The sequence below is a fragment of the Treponema saccharophilum DSM 2985 genome (assembly GCF_000255555.1).
In the GTDB taxonomy this organism is placed as follows: domain Bacteria; phylum Spirochaetota; class Spirochaetia; order Treponematales; family Treponemataceae; genus Treponema_D; species Treponema_D saccharophilum.
Genome location: NZ_AGRW01000034.1, coordinates 15,673 through 34,538 on the forward strand (window position 1 = coordinate 15,673; position 18,866 = coordinate 34,538).

The 18,866-nt window shown below is 44.1% G+C and carries 14 protein-coding genes and 1 tRNA gene; 7 read left to right on the forward strand and 8 right to left on the reverse strand.

From position 1 onward, the window contains the following. Nucleotides 1-14 precede the first annotated feature (14 nt). The 7 genes from TRESADRAFT_RS02375 to TRESADRAFT_RS02405 all read left to right on the forward strand — a co-directional run bounded on the left by TRESADRAFT_RS02375 (nucleotide 15) and on the right by TRESADRAFT_RS02405 (nucleotide 10,903). Complete coding sequence (locus TRESADRAFT_RS02375) at nucleotides 15-935, forward strand: methyltransferase domain-containing protein (protein WP_002702487.1); 921 nt, start codon at nucleotides 15-17, stop codon at nucleotides 933-935. Nucleotides 936-941: 6 nt separating this feature from the next. Continuing rightward, nucleotides 942-2,123: an acyltransferase family protein gene (locus tag TRESADRAFT_RS02380; RefSeq protein WP_002702489.1), complete on the forward strand. Its 1,182-nt coding sequence runs from the start codon at nucleotides 942-944 to the stop codon at nucleotides 2,121-2,123. Next, entirely contained in the window at nucleotides 2,120-4,888 is a 2,769-nt protein-coding gene (locus TRESADRAFT_RS14855) for a glycosyltransferase (RefSeq protein WP_002702491.1), read from the forward strand. The genes TRESADRAFT_RS02380 and TRESADRAFT_RS14855 overlap by 4 nt, the downstream gene beginning before the upstream one ends. A gap of 239 nt (nucleotides 4,889-5,127) precedes the next feature. Then, entirely contained in the window at nucleotides 5,128-6,960 is a 1,833-nt protein-coding gene (locus tag TRESADRAFT_RS14860) for a class I SAM-dependent methyltransferase (protein ID WP_002702493.1), read from the forward strand. A 13-nt stretch (nucleotides 6,961-6,973) separates the two neighbouring features. Then, nucleotides 6,974-8,482, forward strand: coding sequence for a glycosyltransferase family A protein (locus TRESADRAFT_RS14865; protein ID WP_002702495.1), 1,509 nt, complete (start codon nucleotides 6,974-6,976; stop codon nucleotides 8,480-8,482). Between the two features lie 552 nt (nucleotides 8,483-9,034). Continuing rightward, nucleotides 9,035-10,297, forward strand: coding sequence for an AAA family ATPase (locus TRESADRAFT_RS02400; protein ID WP_002702497.1), 1,263 nt, complete (start codon nucleotides 9,035-9,037; stop codon nucleotides 10,295-10,297). Continuing rightward, a complete protein-coding gene (locus TRESADRAFT_RS02405) occupies nucleotides 10,298-10,903 on the forward strand; it encodes an RloB family protein (RefSeq protein WP_002702499.1) in 606 nt (201 codons plus the stop codon). Nucleotides 10,904-11,004: 101 nt separating this feature from the next. Here TRESADRAFT_RS02405 and TRESADRAFT_RS02410 read toward each other — a convergent pair whose 3' ends face one another. From TRESADRAFT_RS02410 to TRESADRAFT_RS02440, 8 genes are all read right to left on the reverse strand, one after another. Next, entirely contained in the window at nucleotides 11,005-11,718 is a 714-nt protein-coding gene (locus tag TRESADRAFT_RS02410) for a DUF4469 domain-containing protein (RefSeq protein ID WP_002702500.1), read from the reverse strand. 184 nt (nucleotides 11,719-11,902) lie between these two features. Next, the gene (locus TRESADRAFT_RS02415; protein WP_002702501.1) at nucleotides 11,903-12,469 is read right to left on the reverse strand and encodes a hypothetical protein; all 567 of its coding nucleotides are present in this window, start codon (nucleotides 12,467-12,469) and stop codon (nucleotides 11,903-11,905) included. A 34-nt stretch (nucleotides 12,470-12,503) separates the two neighbouring features. Next, nucleotides 12,504-12,842 carry a helix-turn-helix domain-containing protein gene (locus TRESADRAFT_RS02420; protein ID WP_002702502.1) on the reverse strand — a complete coding sequence of 113 codons (339 nt, stop codon included), beginning with the start codon at nucleotides 12,840-12,842 and terminating at the stop codon, nucleotides 12,504-12,506. Between the two features lie 542 nt (nucleotides 12,843-13,384). Next, nucleotides 13,385-13,470, reverse strand: a tRNA-Ser gene (locus TRESADRAFT_RS02425). 71 nt (nucleotides 13,471-13,541) lie between these two features. Continuing rightward, nucleotides 13,542-16,148 carry a helicase-related protein gene (locus TRESADRAFT_RS02430; RefSeq protein WP_002702503.1) on the reverse strand — a complete coding sequence of 869 codons (2,607 nt, stop codon included), beginning with the start codon at nucleotides 16,146-16,148 and terminating at the stop codon, nucleotides 13,542-13,544. 27 nt (nucleotides 16,149-16,175) lie between these two features. Continuing rightward, nucleotides 16,176-16,331 carry a hypothetical protein gene (locus TRESADRAFT_RS16175; protein ID WP_159100019.1) on the reverse strand — a complete coding sequence of 52 codons (156 nt, stop codon included), beginning with the start codon at nucleotides 16,329-16,331 and terminating at the stop codon, nucleotides 16,176-16,178. Nucleotides 16,332-16,385: 54 nt separating this feature from the next. Next, nucleotides 16,386-16,973 carry a hypothetical protein gene (locus TRESADRAFT_RS02435; protein ID WP_002702505.1) on the reverse strand — a complete coding sequence of 196 codons (588 nt, stop codon included), beginning with the start codon at nucleotides 16,971-16,973 and terminating at the stop codon, nucleotides 16,386-16,388. 108 nt (nucleotides 16,974-17,081) lie between these two features. Next, entirely contained in the window at nucleotides 17,082-18,743 is a 1,662-nt protein-coding gene (locus TRESADRAFT_RS02440) for a nucleoside kinase (protein ID WP_002702506.1), read from the reverse strand. Between the last annotated feature and the right edge of the window lie 123 nt (nucleotides 18,744-18,866).

Here is an 18,866-nt window from a genome sequence, read left to right on the forward strand (position 1 = left end):
TGCTGGAGAGCAAAATGAAAAATAATCAGACTGCAAATCTTTCTCTCGACCTCACCTACTATCCCGGAAAGGACCTCTACACCGACGGTGCCATCGAGGACGAAATCCTCGCGTTCGTGCGGGACAATCCGCCGTCGGCTTATGAGGACTATATCGCAAAAAGAAAAAACTGGGCGGTTCTTTATCATCTCTCGTACATTAGGCAGAACATTCTCGCCGGAGTCGGAATTTCGAATGACGACACAGTTCTTGAAATAGGCTCCGGCATGGGGGCGATTACGGGAAAACTCTGCGAAAAGGCAATGAGCGTCACCTGCGTGGAACTTTCAAAAAAACGGAGCGAGATAAACGCGTTCAGAAACCGGGATATGGACAACTTGAAAATCTATGTAGGCAACTTCGAAACCGTCGAGCCTCATCTTGGCGAATTCGATGTGGTGACTCTCATCGGCGTATTCGAGTACGGGCGCAGCTACATTCACTCAGAAGAGCCTTACAAGGACTTCCTCAAGATTGCCCTTCGCCACCTCAAGCCAGGAGGCCGCCTCTACATAGCAATCGAAAACCGCTTGGGGCTCAAATACTTCGCTGGCTGCAAGGAAGACCATGTGGGAAAAAATTTCGAGGGCATTGAAGGCTACACGACCACTAACGGAGCAGTCACTTTCAGCCGAGGGGAGTTTGAGCATCTTTTTTCAGACTGCGGTATAAGCAGTTACCGCTTCATGTATCCGTACCCGGATTACAAATTTCCAATGCAGATTTTTTCGGACGAACGACTGCCAAAAACTGGCGAGCTCACGATGAATCTTATGAACATGGACCAAAGCCGCTACATGCTCTTTGATGAGGCAAAGGCCTACGACAGCATGGCAGGAACGGATTACTTCAAGACATTTTCGAACTCGTTTTTGATTGAAGTGACAAAGGAATAGACAGAAATGGAAAACAAAGCAATAGCACAAAATAAAAATTTAAACATAGAAATTATTCGCTCCTTGTCATTACTGATGATTTTACTGTTTCATTTTGGTGGGCTTGTCCATGGAAATGATAGAACGCACCATGAACTCTTCAATTTTATCTTGAATTTAGGTGGAGAAGTTGGAGTCACATTGTTTTTTATCATATCAGGTTATGGTATTTTCCATTCACTCAATCATACCTTTGAAAAAGGCGGTTTTTCCTACAGAAACTTTATTTTAAGAAGATTGCAGAGACTTGCACCTAGTTATTATCTTGGGCTTATTTTTATGCTATGCATTGGTGATGGTGCTTGGTATCTTGGAAAAGAACATATTCTAAACATAATCATGCATTTTCTCTTTTTGCATGGCTTTGTTCCATCATATTCTGGTGCAATTATAGGAAGTGCTTGGTATTTAAGCACTCAGTTTATTTTATATTTAATCGCACCTCTTTGTTTTCTATTTTATTGGAAACATGAGGCAAAACATGGCGTTAATGTATTTGTTTCACTGTTTGTATCTATAATTTTGACCGTGGCGTCGAAATTTTTTATGTTTCACTATGTTGTTTCCTTGCTTGGATTTAACAACAGTTATAATTTTTGGGCAGGCAGAACAATTTTTATATGCGTATTGGATAATTTTGTAATGGGAATGACTATCGCTTTCATAGAAAAAAACTGCAAGCCACTTGTACGAAACAATTGCATCAGAATGGTCCTTGCCATACTTTCTGCGTGTATGATTTATGTAGTATCCGTCTATCTTGGCAGAAAAGGAATTCATACAGATAATCTATATGGGTATACATTTCATTCTGTACTCGCATTTTCATGCAGTTTATTTATTTATTTTGCAAGCTCAATACGTTTATCGGATAAGACCAAGCAACACAATTTATTTATAAAAGTTCTACTTTGGCTTTCAAAGTATAGCTATGCTATTTTTTTGCTGCATCTAGAAATCGCTCGAAATATTATGACAAAATCCCCAATCTTTATTATGCTGAAGGACAAACATAAAATTCTTGCCTATCTTCTACTGTATTTGATAACAATATCTTTTGGTTATATCCTTCATAATATATCCGAAAAAATGAATCTTTTCCAGATAACAACGGCACAGAATAATAAGAACAAGGAGAATATAAAATGAGAAACGGAATCGATATTATCATACCGATTTATAATGCTTACGAGGACCTTTGTAAATGCCTTGAAAGCATAGAACTGCATACGGATTTGACATTGGACAGACTCATACTCATAAATGACAAAAGCCCTGACGAGAGAATATTGCCGCTTCTCAAAGAAAAAGAACGAGAAAATGTAATCGTAATTGACAATGAGAACAATCTAGGATTTTCCGGCAATGTAAATAAAGGAATGTGTTTTTCAGACGATAGGGACGTGATTCTTTTGAATTCCGACACGATTGTGACAAAAAATTGGGTCGACAGAATATATGAATGTGCATATTCAAAAAAAGAAATTGGCACCGTGACACCTCTTTCAAATGCCGCCACACTTTGTTCTATTCCAGTGATGTGCAAGGACAACAAACTTCCAGAAGGTTTGACCGCAGATGATATGGCGGAAATCGTGGAACAGTGTTCAATAAAAGCATATCCTCGCATAAGTGTCGCAGTCGGTTTTTGCATGTTTATAAAGCGAGAGGTCATAAAAGTTACTGGGCTTTTTGATGCAAAAACATTTGAGAAAGGCTACGGAGAGGAGAATGATTTTTGCAACAGGGCTGAACAGCTTGGCTACATTCATGTCATGTGTGACAGTGCTTTTGTATATCACAAAGGAACCGCATCTTTCAAAAATGAAGAAAAGGCAAAGCTTTGTGCTGACCATGAAAAACTGCTGAACAGCTGGTATCCGATGCAGATGAGGTTTAACCATCTGTATTGCGTGAATAACCCAGAGCAGTACATCCGTGACAATATCGAACCGTTTATAGACTTGCATAATGGCAAGAAAAATGTACTCTATCTTGTTCATCTTGATTTCAGAAGCGATTCATACGGAAATGTCGGAGGCACACAATTTCATGTGCGTGATCTTACGGAAAATCTAAAGACGGATTTCAATGTTTTTGTTGTTTCCAGGGACAGGGAGTATATTAGGCTTTCAATATATATTGGGGAGAAAATTCATTCCTATAAATTTTATGTAGGAAGTCCATCACTGTTTTTTATTCCTCGTAATGAACAGCTTTACAAACTTTTTTCTTCAATTCTTGATGAGTTCAAAATATCCCTTGTTCATGTTCACCATGTAGACACTCTTTCACTTGATATCTACTATGCGGCTCATGAAAGGAATCTTCCTCTTGTACATACTGTTCATGACTTTTATCCGATTTCACCTGGCTACAAATTGTTGGATGATGAGGGCAACTGGCTTGCAGATGAAAAACCCGACTCTGAAAAGTGGCTTTTGGGTGCAAAAAAACAGTCTGGCTATAGACCTATCGGAAACATAATCAAAGTTTGGCGGAATAATTTTGAAGAGGCACTCTCATTGTGCGATAAAATTTTCTTGCCGTCTGAGTTTGCAAAAGAAACTTTATGCGCTTATTTTCCAACGTTGGCTCAAAAAAGTGAGGTTATTTATCATGGAAAAACGATAAGCAAAAATGAACCCATTCGAATTCATGAAAATGAAATAAGTTTTACTGATAAGATTCATTTTTCGATTGACTCCGTTGAGATGAAATCTTCAATAGCTGTTGTGAACGGTTGGATTTTTCTTGAGGGGGCAGATTCTAGAGAAACAGAAATATTTATAGAGACAGTATCTGATTCCGGGGCAAAACTTTTTACATCTGTTCCGGCTGTTTCTAGGGTAGATGTTGCACAAGCTTTTCAGAATGAGGCTTATGCTAGCTGTGGTTTTTGCGCTAAAGTTTTTTTGCCAAAAACTGCTTGCTTGAATTCTACGCATCGAATAGCAATTCGATATAACGGCAAGGTTTATTCAGAAACTTCATGTTGCGTAAATTTGACATGGAATAGACTAAAAAAAACAAGGAAGAGGATTTCGTTCATTGGCGGTATGGTGCCAGAAAAAGGAAGCCAGCTTATTTATGATATTATAAAAAGTGGAAAGGGAGATAACTATGACTGGTATTTGATCGGGGCTTGTGGAGATGAGACTCTCTCTAGGCTTGTGGCTCCAAATTTCCATAAGGTCGGATATTATACTGAATCGGAATTGCCATCAATATTCAAGAGTGCCCAAATTGACATTGTATGCATACTGTCAATTTGGGGTGAAACTTTTTGCTATACACTTTCGGAAGCCGTGATGTGCGGGCTTCCTGTACTTGGAATCGACATTGGCGCAGTTGGTGAGCGGATTAAGCAAAATGGATACGGCTGGGTTGTTCCATATCCCGCTTCTTCAAAAGACATAGTTGAAAAATTGGATGAAATTTTCTCCGATAACTCTTCATATAATTTCGTAGCAGAAAAAGCGAACAAATGGCATGAAAAATCATCATTCGAAATGTCTCAGGAATATGCTTTCTTGTACAACTCTTTGACAAAAGCTTTCGCTCCCAAATATCAGGCATACGACAGCAGGCTCATTCTTTCGGGGCTTGTTAAGAACAGCATTTTTGCTTATAGCGAAAATGTTCCGTCATGGTTTGATTTTGATAAGTATGTTGATGTCATTAGACTAAAAGATGAACATAAAAAGATGCTGCCAGAAACTGAAGTTCAAAGCGAAAATTCTTTCGAGGAGCAGAAGTCAATTTGTACAGAAACTAATCAAATTTCGGTAATCGATAGTTATCCTAAACATTTGTCAAGGTGTGTGGGGCTTCAAAAACTTAAAAATGCAGTTTCTCTCTACCGTGCAGGTGGCATAAAGGCTGTTATCGTAAAAATTTTGCATAAAAAATAGCGGGGTATCTGAATATGGCTGTAAAAAAAAATCTTGTGCAAAGTGAGAAACAGGCTCTTTCTGAATGCAATCCGCTCTTGTTTAACGGAAATTGTCAGAAATTGAGAATTTTTTGCAAAACAATCTTGATGGATATATTCAGATTGTTCGTGAAAATTTAGTTCAAGATTCTAAATTTGATGAATCATACTTGGACTAAAAGAATTCCAACGATACCATCAAACAGGAGACATGACATTATGCAAAACATTCTTTTTTCCATAGATTCGCCGCTTCCAACTTCAACGCCGACAAATCCGTATATTGAATTCCGCGGTTGGGCTTTCTCAAAAACTTCGGAAATAAAGCAAATACGAATTACTTATAATGAAAGGAGCGTTGAAGCAAATCTTTTTATGCCCCGCCATGATGTCGCAGTCGCTTTTCCCGACTTTGCTGGCAAGGCTGAAAATTCAGGCTTTTTCAAGCTGATTCCACTTTCAAAAGAAGAATTGCTTGCAGGTGTCGTTTTTACTATTGAGATTACGGCAGTTGATGAGGAAGTTTGTACGCAGCAGATTGCGATTTCGCCTGTTACCGAGCAACAATATGAAAACATGAAAGCTGATGATTCCGTCTGCACATGCAGTTTTTGCGGAGAGACTTCTCACTTTGGGAATTCTGGATTTGACTACCCAATTTTTCATAAATACAAAATAATTGGTGCTGGAATCAGACCAAAAACAGCCTGCCAGTTTTGCGGTTCAAATGACAGAATTCGATATTTGGATTATGTACTTTCCAATTATACGAACATTTACCGTTCTAAAAATAGAATTCTCCACATTGCTCCGGAGAAATTGATTGAGAAAAAAATTCGTTCCAACAAGAAGTGTGATTATATAACAGGAGACATACAGGAAGGAGTTGCAGATTGCAAAGTTGATGTTACCAGAATGCAGTTTTCTGAGAAACACTTTGATTTTATCATGCTCAACCATGTTTTTGAGCATATCCCGGATGAGGCCGCCGCTGTTTCAGAAATAAAACGCTGTCTGAAAAAAAACGGAAAGTTAATTTTCTCTGTGCCAATTTGCCTTGAACGAAACACTTTTGAAGATTCCTCATATACGACAGCAGAAGAGCGTATAAAGTTTTACGGGCAAGCAGACCATGTTCGGCTTTATGGAGCAAATGATATTGTAGTACGTTTTGAACGCTATGGATTAAAAGTAACGGAATACATAGCTGAAAAAGTCCTGTCGGCAGAACAAATCGCAAAAATGCGGGTAACAGCTCAAGATAGAATTTTCATTGCGAAAAAAAATCACAAATCTGTGTTTTGGCACAGTCAACAGAATGTCTGGAATGAAGTTCGTGAATTGAAAATCGAACTTGAAAAAACAAAAAATATGTGCAAAAACTTAACTGATAGTATCAACGAGGCTAATTGGGCGCATATTTTCCATGATACGATTAGCACAAGTCCGTGGTTGCAAGACAAATCATTTTCACCGGGAAGAATGGCACTAGGCTATAACGGATTATATTCTCTCTATCGAATTCTTAATGAATTTAAGCCAAAAAGAATTCTTGAAATCGGATTGGGACAATCAACTCATATGATAAGTCAGTTTGTAAAATATGCGAACGCAGAGCATATAGTCGTTGAGGCGAATAAGGATTGGATATATTTTTATAAGAACGCACATTCTCTTCCTGAAGGCACACAAATCATGCATTTAGACTATGAAATTTTGCCTTACAAAGACGAGAATGTTCGCGTATTCAAGAACTTTAAGGAATCGCTGACTGGCAAAAAATTTGACTTTATTCTGGTGGATGCTCCCTTCGGTGCGGATATGATTGAGTATTCTAGAATCGATATTCTCCAATTGATTCCAGATTCATTGGCAAAAGATTTTGTAATTTTCATTGATGATACACAAAGATACGGGGAATCGCATACATCTGATTCCATTGTCGCAAAATTAGCAGAAAATGGAATCGCAGCTTGCAAGGGTAGATATTCTGGAGTCGCATCAAACGATGTGATTTGCTCAGAAAATTTAAGATTTTTGACTACATTATAATTTTGGAGTTTTTATGAGCGATAGAGATGAAATAAAGTTTTCCGTGGTAATGCCCACATATAATCGTGAGTTTTGCATTTGCAACGCAATCGCTTCTGTGGTTGCCCAAACTTATCAAAATTTTGAGCTTATTATTGTAGATGACGGCTCCACAGACAATACAGAAACTCTGATCCAAGATAGATACAAAGAATTCTTTAAGTCCAAGAAATTCGTTTATATAAAGCAAAAAAATAGCGGTGTGTGTGCAGCTCGAAACACAGGTCTTTCACTCGCAAAAAATGACTGGATTGCTTATCTGGATTCAGACAATACGCTTCCCCCTTTTTTTCTTGAAACTTTCAAGACCGAGATTGAAAAGAATCCTGACTATTCAATTTTTTATTCACAGATGAAAAGGAATACTGGAGCCGTTATTGGTCAGGAATTAGATTACGGACATCTGATAAAAGGCAACCTAATCGATTTGGGGACATTCGTTCATAAAAGAGCTTTGTGCGAAAAATATGGTTTGTTTGATACGAAACTGAAGCGTCTTGTTGATTGGGATTTTATTCTTCGATATACAAGATATGAAAAATCATACTTCATCAGTAAAGTCCTGTTAAATTATGTTGATGGCGATTTTACAAGGATTACAAACTCTGAAAATTTCGTATTGGCAGAACAAGGCATAAAAAAGAAACTTAGTCATTTGTTCTATCCATTTTATAACAAAATTTGTGGAAATGATTTTATACAAGTTTTTTTTGACACAGGCAATGGTTTTTCAGAGTTTGAGACTGCGATATTCTCGACATTTCCCATTGAACTGAAATCACGTGAGAATCTAGAATCTCTTCGCATCGACCCGTCCGCACGACACTGCATCGTAAAAGACATTTCTATAAAATCCGAAAACACAGACCTTTCATTTACAACCAACGCATACATGCAGAAAAACAACGCTTATTTCTTCAACACCACAGACCCGCAAATTTATGTGGACATAAGCGGACATGAAAAATCAAATTTCTTTTTTAACATGAAGGTTTTCGCTCTTGATGAAACTTGTTCTGCGGCCATCGCGGAGCAGAACGCAACCATCGCGGAGCAGAACGCAACCATCGCGGAGCAGAACGCAACCATCGCGGAGCAGAACGCAACCATCGCGGAGCAGAACGCAACCATCGCGGAGCAGAACGCAACCATCGCGGAGCAGAATTCGACCATCGCAGAGCAGAACGCGACCATCGCGGAGCAGAATTCGACCATCGCAGAGCAGAACGCGACCATCGCGGAGCAAAACTCGACCATCGCGGAGCAAAACTCGACCATCGCGGAGCAGAGCGCGACTATTGCAAATCTGCGAGCTAACGCTACAGATTTGCAATGCCAATTGGAAGAACAGATATGGCAGTCAGACCTTGCCATTCAAGCAAAGCAGCGGGAAATCAATTCTATTTACGCTAGCCACTCATGGAGAATCACGAAACCGCTGAGGTTTGTAACCAGAATTTTGCGAAAAGTGCTAAGAAAATAAAATTTTAGGCAAATAGGAGGATTTATGACCGTTTATGCAGTGATGGTTGCATACAATCCGGATGTCAGTTGGCTAAACGAAAAACCTATAACCATGAACGGATTCTGAAAGAAAAACATCAGAAGACGCCCCACTTACGGAGTGCGAGAAAAAAATGATAAAAGAAAATGCGGAACTCCGCGAGGCGAACAATATCCTCAAGGATGCTTTCCGTTTTTCGTAAACGACCGGAAGCAGTAACGGCAAGAAGCATCCACTGGTTCATCTTTGATAACAGGAAAAAATATCAAAGTTGACTTTTTCAGTTATCTATTGCAGTAGCGTAGATGCTGCCTTTTTTGTTGTTCTCGAGCCGACGGCGTGACAACTATTAAAAATATAATAAAAAACGAACAAAAAAGGCAAGGAGAAGTTGTGGAAAAATCTCAAATTGCACGACCAAAATAGCATTTTCTCAAAAATAAACATGAAATTTGAGAAAAATTAGCAATATTATTGCCTATTTTTTACCGATATATTATATAATGCATATACTTTTTTAGAGGTATTCCTATGTTGATAGAATTTAGCGTTGAGAACTTCCGCTCATTCAAGGAAAAACAAACTTTTTCTCTCCTGGCTTCTAAGGATAAAGATCTCATGGACGAAAATACTTTTCAAACCGGAAAGTATAATCTCTTAAAAACGGCTCTTGTTTATGGCGCAAATTCAAGTGGAAAATCCAATTTATTTATGGCCCTGAATTTCTTTCGAAATTTTTCTATTTTTTCAGGTCCAAAAAGTCAAAGCGGAGAAGCAATTCCTTCATCTCCGTTTATGTTGGATGCTGATACACAAAGCAAGCCAACCACTTTTGAATTATTGTTTATTCTTCCAGATACTGGAGTTCGATATAGATATGGTATTTCATTTACCAGTGAGAAAATCACAGACGAATATCTGTTTGCCGTAAATAAAATAAAAGAGATTTCTCTTTTTGAGCGTACTGGACAAGAGATAACATTTAATAAAACATATTTTTCTGAAGCAACAAATTTTAATCCAAAAATTGTAAGAGAAAATGCGAGCTATCTTTCTGTATGTGCCCAAAATAATGGAGAGATAACTGGGAAAATCATACAATATTTTAGAGGGATTTGGATAACATCAGGAATTAATACTCCTCCTTTTATTACAATGGAACGACTGGATAGCGGAGAAGATTTATCTAGAATTACAAAATTCTTACAATTTGCAGATATTCAAGTCCAGGGCCTTGAAAGAAAGAAAATCCCAGTTAATTTTGATAACACGGATCCGGATTTCGCGAATTTCTTTAAGAAGGAATTTCCCGATGCACAGGAAGATCATATTCTTTATGCACATAATTTGTATAAAAACTCGGAAAAAGTTGGATTGCATTATTTTACAGATGAAGATGAGTCATTAGGAACAAGAAAGCTCTTCGACTATGCAGGAATTATCCTTCCTGTTTTGGACAATGGGGGTGTATTATTTATTGATGAATTTGATTCTTCTCTCCATCCTTTGGTTGTGGAAAGTATTGTTAAGCTCTTCAACAATCCAATTATCAACAAGAATAATGCTCAATTAGTTATTTCATGTCAGTCTGTTTCTCTTATGACAAATAAAATGTTTAGAAGAGATCAAATTTGGTTGTGTGAGAAAAATGATTTTGGAGCTTCTGATTTATACTCTTTGATGGATATTGATGAACCTGTTCGAAAAGATGCTCTTTATAATAAAAATTATCTTGCAGGTAAATATGGGGCAGTCCCTTCAATTGATGTGATTCGTTTGCAAATGGGGTTGTAAATGGCACATGAAAAAAGAAGCGTAACGCTGAAACGTTCTTCAAAAAGAAAAAGACAATTAAGGAAGATACTAATCGTATGTGAGGGGGAAAAAACTGAGCCTGCATATTTTAAATCTTTTCCTGAAAAACCTGATGTTTTTGATTCATTAGATGTTCAAGGTATTGGAAATAATACAGTTTTTGTCGTAAAGAAAGCAATTGAATTACGGGACAAGGCCGTTAAGACAGGTACTCCATATATCGAAGCTTGGGCGGTTTTTGATAAAGATGACTTTTCTCAGAAAGACTTTGAAGAGGCAATTAAAATTGCTGTAGAAAATAAAATTCATGTTGCATACTCCATCGAATGTTTTGAATTGTGGTATTTATTGCATTTCAATTATTACAATACGGCAATGCATAGAAATGATTATTTTGATAAATTATCTGCATTATTAAAACAGAAGTATGAGAAAAATAATGAAAATATGTATTCGTTGTTGAAAACAAGAATTGATACAGCAATAAAAAATGCTTCGAAACTACATGTAAGACAAATGTCGCTTCCGCTATCAGAACAAAATCCAGTGACTTTGGTTTATGAACTAGTTCAAAAATTAAAGTAGTATTTATGAGAAAAACTACGGTAGCCATATCGCTAAGGAGGAGAAGGATAGTGTACAATAAAGCCTGCCTTCGTTATACGAATGGCAGGCTGTCCGAAATTTTACGCTACCGTTATCACAGAATCAATGTTTGCAGTAAAGTAGGTGTTGCCCGGCTTCGTGACGATGCTCACATTGTAGCTTCCAGCCGGAAGTTCACTAGGTACAGGAGAATCGACAACATTCGTGCCACGGCGATTGTACACTGAGAGGCGGGTGACTCCGCTTTCGTTTTCCAAAAAAACGCCCTGATTTTCATCTTTGATGTCGAATGTGAGGTTGCGGCCGTGCAGGCGGAGCGTCTTCCCCTTGCTTACGGAAAGGTTTGCGCTTTCGCTCGCATCATCATTCAGGGTTGTAATGCGGTAGAGTTTTGCTTCTCCTGTAAGGTCGGGTGGAATCTGCCTGTATTCGAGATTTGCCTTTACTTTTGCGATGGTCGCCTCGTTTGCGTTGAACAAAAAGCCCAGCGTGTGGTTTCCGGTTCCGAGTACAAAGCCGTCTTGGATATTCGCACAAGTACCTGTGGCGTTTGCCCTGAGGGTTCCGAACGGAAGCTCCACGCTGTAACCTTTAGCAAGGTATTTTATGACGATGGTTTCCATTACAGAAAGCATACCCAGGTAGTCTGCCTCCGTGAAAGAAGAGTTCCAGTCAGACATTTCGGAAGCGAGCTTTTTCTGGCTGAGAGATTGTGAGCAAGAACTTCTGAAGCAGAAGCCGTCTTTTGATTCGTCTGTTACAAGGACATTTTTGATAGTTTTAATGTTTAGCATGTTTCAGTTCTCCTATGATTTCATGTCACCCCAAAAACTTTCTGGAGTCAAACTTTTTTGACAAGGAGAGCCGATGTGTGATATAATCTTTTTATTCGTTTAGAAAAGAGAATCACATCGTGGCTCTCGACTAATGGAAGCTTGTTTGGTAAGTGTTGGCGCACTTGTTAAAACAGGCTTTTTTTTATGCGTATATCATGGCATCCCCCCCCTGTGTACAAAATCTTTCCATAAGACCAGCCTTGATTCCTTCAAAAAAGGATTCCCCGCCGCTATCTTTTGCAACCAGCTGCCCTATGTGGAACTGCTGTTCCGCTATCATAAGGAACGTTGCTATTGCAGAAAACAGAATGGCTTCTGCCTCTGCGTTAGGGCATTGTTCCGTATGTCCAAAAAGTATGTGGCCGTATTCATGGAAGATTATCTGCATAATCTCTGCCGCAGTCTTACTGTCATTGTAGGCAATCATACGGCAAACCTGCTGAGTTTCGCTGTCTGTGGCAATAAGGCATAAGCCCTCTTTCCACAGGCTCAGCGAAATCTTTTGCATCTCCAGAAGGTTTTCAGACTTAAAGGCGGAATAAGCCTTTAGCAGGATGCCTTTGTTCTGAATTGCCTTCCGATAATCAAACCCGTCTTTGTAGTAACCTTCATCAGTCAAAAAGCGAACAGCAATCAAAATGATTTGGTTCACTCTCCAGCTGGGAAGTACATACGATTCTTCTTCTGCGGTCTCACAGTTGTCTTTCAAAAGTATACCTCCATGTATACATGCACTTTTAATCCTACTGGCTCTGAGCCGTCTTGTACTCGTCCATAAGAATGTCCACTAGCTTTTTTTTCTGGTTCAGGCTAAGGTTATCCTTACTTGAAGCCAAAAGAATCTCTAGCTGATCGTAACTATAATGGGTTTCAAGGCCCATCAAATAGTCACTTGTTGTGTGAAGGGCGTTCGCAAGATTTGCAAGCACATTTGTTCGCGGCAAACTGCCCTGTGTCATATAGCGGCTGAATGATGCCTCCGTAATACCGCAGATTTCGCAGAGTTCTTTCTGTGAAAAGCGGTTTTCCTTCATTAGTTTCTTTACCCTCCCTGCAAAAAGATTTTCCTTTACTTCTGCCATAACAGCCTTCTCCCTATTAATAGGCTAAATTTCAAAACCATTTGTGGTTTCTTCTTTTTGTAAGACGGGAGCATTTCAATCGCCTCACAGTACTAACTATAAGTGAAGTGATAGTCTTTGTCAAGAAAAATTATATATAAGTATAATAAAATATAAACATTTTCCGTGTTCAAAAGAGTATTATACAGCGCTTTGAAAAATGTTCAGCGACATTCTGAATAATCTTTTTGGCCGATGCGGAAAGTGCAGAGCGTTGTGAAAGATTTTTCTGACAGGCTTTTTCCGTGCTTTTCATTGTAACTATTTGAATTTATCTGAAAAGGTGCATTTATTCTGCAGAACCGTAAGGTTTTCATTGGGGGAGAGTTATAAGACATAATTTGACAATAGTAAAAATAATATGCAAAGCGTTTTGGATGGGATGTTTTGGAATATTTAAAAACTGATTGTTTTGATTTGTGCGCTTTTATCGTGATTTTTCGCCAAATATATTTCTTCATATACAAAAAAATCCCCCGAGCTGTTCCGCTCGGGGGAAAATCCGGAAAGAGGGGGATTCGAACCCCCGGTGCCTTTTGGGCACGCACGCCTTCCAAGCGTGTACCTTAAACCACTCGGACATCTTTCCAAAACACGGGGAAGATGATAGCAGAATCCCGCGAATCCTTCAAGTGGAGGCGGGATTCTGCCGTAATCGCGCTATTCGTACATCGAGTTTATCATGCGGTAGGTTCCGTTGACGATTTCCTTCTGCTTCTCGCTGAACGGGATGTCTGCGTCGACGAGGGACTCGAGGCTTGACAGGCTCTCGTTTATCGCCGTCGGGAAGCCGCGGCTGAGCTTGAACCAGAACGTGCCCTTTCCGTCGGAATGGAGCGTTATGAAGCTGTATTCCTGCGCGCTTCCGGCTTTTCCGCCCTTCCGCTTCTTTCCCTCCGTAATCCTGAGCACGAACGGGAGCATCTCGACGAGCTTGTCCTTTCCGCCTTCCTCGTTTATGTCGATATTGACGTTCTTGGGGAATTTGTCGTGGGGGAGCGGGTCGAGGTTCAGCGTGCGGACGACCTTGAAAATCACCTCGGCTTTCTCGCCGCCAAGAAGCTCGAACCTGCCGATTTTGAGCCGTCCGCGGAGTCCTGCAATCTGCGCGAGCTTGTTCTTGTCGTTCTCGCGGCCGAGCGCGACCTTGAGCTGCTCAATCGGCATCGCGAGTATCTTCTTTCCTTTCTCCTTCGCAATCTTGAACGTGATGCCGCCGAACGTGACGGAATTCTCGTCCTTCTTCTTGTCGGGGCTTTCCTTCCCGCCGAAGCGCCCGTCGTCCTTGCCGACTTTCTTCCCGCGGATGTCGTTGAAGCTCGTGCCGTTGAACTCAAGCCCGCCGGTGAGCGATTTTCCCTTCTTCCCGCGCGCCGCGTTGAGCCGTTCCTCAAGGTCGGGCGAGATTTTGTTGATGAGCGCCTTCGTGAGCGGGGAGACGCTTGAGGCGAACGTGCGCGACGTCCTGACGATTTCCCCGGCGACGATGAAAAGCGGGTCGGTCTTGAACATCGAGCTTCCCGGGTGGATTGAGATGTGGTCGGCCGTGAGCGAGCGGTAGTTCTCCTTTCCCTCGCGGATGCAGACGAACTGAATCATTCCCGAGGCGATGCAGCAGAGGTAGTCGTCCATGCTTCCGCCGCCCGTTATCGGGATTCCCATCGCGGCGACTTCCTCCTCGAGCTGCGTCTTTATGTTGAGGATTTCCGCCATCACCTTCTCGTCGAGGTAGTTGTTCTGGCAGAACCTCTGCTGGTTCTTCATCGAGATGTACGTCCTGAAAAGCTTGACGTAGCTGACGAAATCGCCCTGCATGTCGCGGAACGCGTGGTGCGCGCGTCGTGCCTCCATCTCCTCTCCGGGCGGGAGGATGAACGGCGAGTGCGTGCTCATGAACGCAGCCGCGATGAGGACCTCCTCGAGAACCTCGGGGTAGCGCATGATGCTCTCGACGATTATGCGGCTGATGCGCGGCTCGAGCGGGAATTCGACCATCATCTTTCCGATTTTCGAGAGCGTGTTGTCGCTCTCAAGCGCGCCCAAAAGGTTCAGCGTCTCGACGGCGCCCCTGATTCCCTCGTCGCCGGGGCGGGATATGAAGTCGAACGAGGAGAAGTCCGTTATCCCGAGCTCCGACATGCGGAGGACGACCTCGCTCAGGTCGGTTCTGAAAATCTCCTCCGTCGTGAATTCGTCGCGTGACTCGAAATCGTCGCGCGGGTAGAGCCGGTAGCATGTCCCCGGCTGCGTCCTTCCCGCGCGCCCGCGCCTCTGGTTGCAGCTCGCTCGGCTCACGGGCGTCTCGATGAGGCTCGACGTGTACGTCCGCGGGCTGTAGAAATTCAGCTTGGCGAGCCCCGAGTCGATGACCGTCGTGATTCCGTTTATCGTGACGGACGTCTCGGCGATGTTCGTCGAGATGACGACCTTGCGCTTCCCGAGCGGCGGCTTGTCGAACACGCGCTCCTGCTCCTCCTTGGGGAGACGTCCGTAGAGCGGGACGATGTGCAGCTTGTGCCGCACCGACGAGACGGCAAGGCGCTGCGCGCAGTCCTTTATGATTTTCTCGCCTGGGAGGAAGATGAGGATGTCGCCCTTGTCTCCGTTGTCGATGACGCGCTCTATTGTCGTCTCGATTTTCGCGAGGAGAAGCTCGGAGCCTGTCGCCGTCGCCGTCGTCGTCCGCCCTTCCGGCGGGTCGTATATCATCGTGACGGGGAACGTCTGCGTCTCAATCGTGACAATCGGCGCGTCGTCGAAATATTTCGAGAACGCCTCCGCGTTCATCGTGGCGCTTGAGACGACGACCTTGAATTCCGGGCGCGCCTTGAGGACTCGCTTCAGGAGCCCGAGGACGAAATCGATGTTCAGGCTTCTCTCGTGCGCCTCGTCGACCATCATCACGGAATAGCCGGAGAGCCACGGGTCGAGCTTCATCTCCTGCAGGAGGATTCCGTCCGTCATTATCTTGATTCTCGTCGATGCGTCCGTCTTGTCGTCGAACCGCATCTTGTAGCCGACAAGCCCCGGATATGTCGTCCCGAGCTGCTTAGAGATGAATTCCGAGACGCTCAGCGCCGCAATCCTTCTCGGCTGCGTCACGGCAATCATCCCGTTCTTCGAGTACCCCGCCTCGTGGAGGATGACGGGAATCTGCGTCGTCTTTCCCGAGCCGGTGGGGCTCTGCACTATGACGACCTGGTTGTTCCTGAGCGATTCGAGGATTTTGTCCTTCTGCTCGTATACTGGTAGTTTCTGATAATCCATGTTCTTTCCTTGTTTTCGTTTTATTCGTTATCTGCTTTTCTCGCTCATGATGAGCATCTGCAGCCTGTTCTCCGCGCCCGCATATGCGGAATTCGCGCCGGCTTTCTGTATATACCGGGCGGAGATTGCCTCCGCAATTGTATTTCCGCAGGAGCCGCATTCGGCCGTATTGTTGATAGACATGGGTACGATTCTACCACAATTTGAGGATTTGCACGACTGCGGGGAACCTGGCTCCTACCGGCAGTACATGAGCGATATTCCGAAAAGGTATGACGGCTTCGTGCTCCAGATGTTCCGCTCTTCTTTGCGCTCCTGAATCGAGACGGACGCGCAGCTCAGCGGCGAGAATCCGAAGAGCGCGCCGAACGTCAGCCCCGACGCGAGCATGAACGACGCTTGGGCTGAAAATCCCGCGTGCGCCTCGGAAACGGTCGTGTCCGTCTTGTCCGTCCATGTCGTCCCGACCGACGCGCCCGCCGAAAGACCCGCGGTGAGGAAGAGCAGCCGCAGTATTCCGATTCTGAGCACCGGCCCGAAATCCGCTTGGATGCCAATCATGATGGAGTTTTCCCCGCCGTTCGTCTCGTCGCCGTTCTTGTAGAACGCGGATATGCTTCCGTCCGCGTGTATTCCGGCTTTTTTTTCCACGTCGCTGAACCCGTTCCAGTGCACGAACGCGCCCGGAACGAGCTGCGTGAAGTCGTTCGTCTCGTCGTCCGAATTCACCACGGCGGAAAGAAGAAGCCCGCCGCTGAGGTAGCTCTCCGCGGTTGCCGCCGCCGTAATGAGGATGAAGACGAGTGCTGGCAGGATTTTTTTCATTTTGGGTCAAGTGTATAAAAAGTGCGGCGCGCTGTCAATTTTCCGCTCTTCCCCCGAAAAAAATGCCCCGGAAAAATCCGGGGCACGCGGAGCCTGTTTAGGAAACCGTCAGTATTTGAAAGAGCTTCCGCCGATGAATTCCCTGATTATCGACTGTTTCGGGACGTAGTCGGACGAGATTGCGTTGAACTGCGTCAGGAAGCGCAGAAGCCTGCATGCCTCCGTGTACTCGGGCTCGTTCGGCTTTACCGCGCGGAGCGCCGGCTCGACGTAGACCTTGAGTACGGGAAGCTCGTAGTCGAGCGCCGTGTTCAGCACCGCGTCGGCGTTGTTCTGGAACGGGAAGATGTGGAGCCGCTCGCCTTTCTGGACGCTGTCCCACATCGAAATCGTCGCCGCCGCCGATTTGTCCCTGAAATTCGCGTCGCGCACGATTCTCCTGATGAGCCTGTTGTCGCTCGTCGGAATCCTGTTGTGGTCGTCGAGGTTGAGCTGCGTCAGCGCGGAAAGGTAAATCTTGAACTTGAATTCGGGCTTCACCTGCGGGGTGAGCTTCTCGTTCAGGCCGTGGATTCCCTCTAGGATGAGGATGTCGTTCTTGCGCATCGTCATCGTCTCGCCCGTGTAGAACCGCGTTCCCGTGTCGAAGTTGTAGTTCGGCACGTCGATTGTCTTTCCGTCGAACAAATCGACGAGGTTCTTGTTGAGCAGCGGGATGTCGAGCGCCTCGAGGCATTCGTAGTCGTAGTTCCCGTTCTCATCCTTCGGGTTCTTGTCGCGCCCGACGTAGTACGAGTCGAGGCTGAGGACGTGCGGGTTGTATCCGAGCGCCTGAAGGTGCAGCGCGATTTTCTTCGCCGACGTCGTCTTCCCGGATGACGATGGGCCTGCTATGAGGACGACCTTGACGTTGCCCCGTGCGGCAATCTGGTCGGCGACTTTCGCGTAGTTCTGGAGCTGGAACGTCTCGGTGATGTCGATGAAGTCGTTTATCTTTCCCTTGACGATGAGCTCGTTGAGGCTTGCCGCCGACGTGACGCCGACCCGCTTTCCCCATTCCTTGTACGTCTTGTAAATCTCGAATATCTTCGGCTGGTCCTTGAATTCCGTCAGCTTGCCGGGATTCTTGTGCTCGGGGAAGCGCAGGAGGAATCCCTCGCCGTACGCTTTGAGCTCGAAGACTTTGAGTATTCCCGTTGACGCGACGAGCGGCGCGAAGTAGATGTCCGCGAAATCAGAGTCGTCGAGCTTGTTGACGAGGACGCGCGGCTTGCACCGGTATTCGAGCTGCTTCCTCGTCTCGGTCATGCCGAGCTTCTCGAATATCTCGCATGCCTCCTCGTAGAAGAGGTGCTTCGTCATAATCGGGCGGTTCTGCTTTATTATCGCCCTCATCTCCTTCTCGATTTCGTATATCTCGTATGTCGAGATGGGCGTGTCCCCGTCGAGCGTGTAGTAATAGCCGTATCCGAGCGAGTGCCCGACCAGAAGCCTCGAATTCGGGTAGAGTTTGTTCGCGGCGGCGGCGAGGACGAAGCAGAGCGAGCGCCTGTAGATTTCCGCGCCCGCCTTCGTGTCTACGGTGACGATATCGACTTTTGCCGAGACTTTTATCGGGCGTGACAAAGACACGACCTCTCCGTTGACGTTCAGCGCTATGACTTTCGACTGGTCGATGTTCCCGAAATAGCCGAGTATGTCGATTCCGCGCGTGCGCGCAGCTATGTCCCTCGATGTCCCGTCCGGGAAGGTGATTTTGATTGTGTTCATTGTTGTGTCCTCCTGCTGAAAAGCCTTTCCCGCCTTTTTCTGCGGGCTTTTCCTCCGGAGAATCGCGTTCCGGAGGATTCATCCATTCTACAATGGAAAGCGCGAATCTGCACGTTTTTTCGC